4 protein-coding genes are annotated in these 3728 nt (G+C 73.1%); all 4 read left to right on the top strand.

Annotation, left to right across the window (positions count from 1 at the left end):
* The coding region (locus tag I59_RS14920) for an alpha-galactosidase (RefSeq protein ID WP_042726794.1) at nucleotides 1-1260 on the top strand (1260 nt) is incomplete at its 5' end.
* Nucleotides 1261-1291: 31 nt separating this feature from the next.
* Nucleotides 1292-2629: a chloride channel protein gene (locus I59_RS14915; protein ID WP_022904555.1), complete on the top strand. Its 1338-nt coding sequence runs from the start codon at nucleotides 1292-1294 to the stop codon at nucleotides 2627-2629.
* A 92-nt stretch (nucleotides 2630-2721) separates the two neighbouring features.
* Nucleotides 2722-2934 carry an antitoxin gene (locus tag I59_RS14910; protein ID WP_022904554.1) on the top strand — a complete coding sequence of 71 codons (213 nt, stop codon included), beginning with the start codon at nucleotides 2722-2724 and terminating at the stop codon, nucleotides 2932-2934.
* Nucleotides 2935-3035: 101 nt separating this feature from the next.
* Nucleotides 3036-3728 (top strand): aminotransferase class V-fold PLP-dependent enzyme (locus tag I59_RS14905; protein WP_042726793.1); only part of this gene is annotated, 693 nt, incomplete at its 3' end.

Raw genomic sequence — 3728 nt, 5'->3', positions numbered from 1 at the left:
GCTCGGTCCCGGGGGATCTCTAGAGTCCTGCGGCCGATGACGATCAACGTCTGGGAGGCCGTCTACTTCGACCACGACCTCGCCCGGCTCACCGACCTCGCCGAACGCGCCGCGGCCCTCGGCGTGGAGCGGTACGTCCTCGACGACGGGTGGTTCCGGAACCGGCGGGACGACCACGCGGGCCTCGGCGACTGGTACGTCGACGAGGGGGTCTGGCCGGACGGCCTCGGGCCGATCGTCGACCGCGTCCGGGGCCTCGGCATGCAGTTCGGGCTCTGGTTCGAGCCGGAGATGGTGAACGAGGACAGCGACCTCGCACGTGCGCACCCGGAGTGGATCATGCAGGCCGACGGTCGGCTCCCGGTCCGCTCGCGCGACCAGCAGGTGCTCGACCTCGCCATCCCGGAGGCGTTCGCGTACGTCCTGGAGCGCATGACCGCGATCATCGGCGAGTACGAGGTCGACTACGTCAAGTGGGACCACAACCGGGACCTCGTGGACGCCGGCTTCCCCGGTGGTGGTGCGGCGGTGCACGAGCAGACGCTCGCGACGTACCGGCTGATGGCCACCCTCAAGGACCGGTTCCCGGCGCTCGAGATCGAGTCGTGCTCGTCCGGCGGCGCCCGCGTCGACCTCGGGGTGATCGAGCACACCGACCGCGTGTGGGTATCCGACTGCATCGACCCGTCCGAGCGGCAGCGCATGCACCGGTGGACGCAGCAGCTGCTGCCGCCGGAGCTGCTCGGAGCCCACATCGCGAGCGGCACGAACCACACGACCGGGCGCTACCACGACCTCGCGTTCCGGGCCGGCACCGCGGTCGTCGGCCACCTCGGGATCGAGTGGGACCTCGCTCGTGCCACCGAGGGGGAACTGCGCGACCTCGCCGCGTGGACCGCCCTGTACAAGGAGCTGCGGCCACTGCTGCACGGTGGCGACCTCGTCCGCGTCGACGAGGTCGAGCCGACGCGCCTGGTGTACGGCACCGTGTCCCCGGACAAGCGCAGCGCCGTGTTCTTCCTCGCGAGCACCGGCTGGGCGGACGTGTCGAACACCGGTCGGGTCCGCTTCCGCGACCTCGACCCGGACACGCGCTACCGGGTCGAGCCGGTCGTCGTCGGCGAGCTGCACGGACTGAAGGCGCCGTCGTGGTGGGACGGGCAGCGCGAGTTCAGCGGCCGCGTGCTGACGACCGTGGGGGTGCAGCCGCCACACCTGCCGGCCGACGCCGTGGTGCCGTTCCGCGTCACGGCGGTCTGACGCGCGACCGGTGCTCGGTAGGCTCGACGCCATGCCGCGCACCGGTCCCGCCACGCCCACCGGTCATGCCGTCGCCCCCGGCCGGGCCGCCCCCACCGGCCACCTGACCTCCGGACGCGCGATCCGCATCGCCGTCGTCACCGCCCTCGTCGGCGTGGCGGGCGGCGTCGCCGGCACCGCGGTGTGGCTCGCGCTGCAGCTCATCCAGTTCGTCGCGTTCGGGTTCCCCTACGGCGGCCACCTCGAGGCGGCCGACGCCGAGTCCGGGTGGGCGCGGTTCCTGGCGGTCGCCGCGGCGGGCGTGCTCACCGCCGTCGCGTGGTGGGCGCTCCGGCGGTGGGCGAAGCCGACGGTGGCGGTGACCGCGGCGGTCGCCGGCAAGCGGATGCCCGCGGTCTCGACCGTGGCGAACGCCGGTGTGCAGATCCTGGCGGTCGGCCTCGGCGGCTCGATCGGCAAGGAGGTCGCGCCGCGCGAGATCGGGGCCTGGCTCGCCCAGGTCGTCACCGTGCGCGCCGGGCTCTCGCCCCGCGAGACGCGCATCCTCGTCGCGTGCGGCGCGGCGGCCGGTCTCGCAGCGGTGTACGACGTGCCGCTCGGGGGTGCCCTGTTCGCCGTCGAGGTCCTGCTCGGGGAGCTCACGTTCGCCACGGCGGTGCCGGCGTTCGCCACGAGTGCGATCGCCGCGTTCACCGCTCGGCTCGTGATCCCCGACGAGGTGCTCTACCACGTGCCGTCGATGCCGATGTCCGAGTCGCTGCTCGTCTGGTCGGTGATCGTCGGGCCGGTGCTCGGCTTCGCCGGGGTCGGCTTCGTCAAGCTCACGAACCGGCTGCAGGCCATCGCGCCGAAGGGCTGGCACCTCCTCGTCGTGCTCCCCGTGGCGTTCGCGCTCGTGGGGCTCGTCGCGGTGTGGTTCCCCGAGGTCCTCGGCAACGGCCGGGCGCTCGGCGTGGTGGCGATGAACGCCTCCCTCGACGACGCCGCCGTGGTCGGACTCGCGCCGATCCTGCTCCTGCTGGTACTCGGGATCGCGAAGACCGCGACCACCGCCGTCACGATCGGCGCCGGCGCGGTCGGCGGCACGCTCACGCCGTCCATCGCGATCGGGTCGGCCGTCGGCGGCGGACTCGGTGGGCTCTGGCTCCTGCTCTGGCCCGTCGACTCGTCGTCCCTCGCCGCCTTCGCGTTCGTCGGTGCCGCGGCGTTCCTCGCGACGACGATGCGCGCCCCCTTCACCGCCCTCGTGCTCGTGCTCGAGTTCACCCAGCAGGGCACGGACATCCTCGTCCCCGCGCTGCTCGCCATCGCCGGGTCCGTCGCCGTGTCGTACGTGCTCGCCCGTCGTCGCAGCGCCCAGATGGCCTGACCGGTCCCGGGGGCGCGGACACCGGACCGCCTCCGGGCCTACCATCGGCGGCACGCGGGGCAGACCGGTCCCGCCCGAGGGAGGAGCCGTTCATGGCCGGGTTCGACGACATCACCAAGAAGGCACAGCAGTTCCTGCAGGACGGCAAGGTGCAGGACGCCCTGAAGAGCGAGCAGGCCGAGAACGTCAGCGACAAGGTGCTCGACGGCGTGGCCGACGCGGTCAAGAAGGCCACCGGGGGCAAGTTCGACGACAAGATCGACGGCGCCCGGGACAACGTGGACAAGCACATCGGCAACGAGTAGCGGCGTCCACGGGGGTCCGACTGGACGCCGACGGGAACAACGACCACGATTGACGGGTTGTCCGTGACCGGCGACACCAGGAGGACCGACCCGTGACGATCGTGGGACCGAGCACACCGCTCACCGAGGACGAGGTGGCCCGCATCCGCGCGGACTTCCCGATCCTGCAGCAGGAGGTGAACGGCCGGCCGCTCGCGTACCTCGACTCCGGCGCGACCGCCGAACGACCGGTGCAGGTGCTCGACGCCGAGCGCCGGTTCCTCGAGCGGGACAACGCTGCGGTCCACCGCGGGGCCCACACGCTCGCCGCGCTGAGCACGGACGCCTACGAGGACGCTCGGGCCACGGTCGCCGGCTTCATCGGGGCCGCCAGCCCGCGGGAGGTCGTCTGGACGAGCAACGCGACCGACGCCCTCAACCTCGTGGCGTACGGGTTCGCGAACGCCAGCCGCGGCCGTGGTGGTGCCGCCGCCGGCCGCGTCCGGCTCGCGCCAGGGGACGAGATCGTCGTGACGGAGGCCGAACACCACGCGAACCTCGTGCCGTGGCAGGAGGTCGCGGCCACCACCGGGGCGACGCTCCGCTGGGTGCCCGTCGCCGACGACGGCACCTGGACCGCCGCCGACGCGGCCGCCGTCATCTCCGACCGCACGAAGGTCGTCGCGTTCGCGCACGTCTCGAACGTCACGGGCATGGTCGCCCCGGTCGCCGAGGTCGTGGCGCTCGCCAACGCGAAGGGCGCCCTCGTCGTCCTGGACGCCTGNCAGTCGGCCCCGCACCGGCCGTTCGACGTC

Origin of the sequence: Curtobacterium sp. B8 (assembly GCF_000333315.1) — a bacterium.
GTDB lineage: Bacteria > Actinomycetota > Actinomycetes > Actinomycetales > Microbacteriaceae > Curtobacterium > Curtobacterium luteum.
This window is presented reverse-complemented; position numbering and strand designations above follow the sequence as displayed.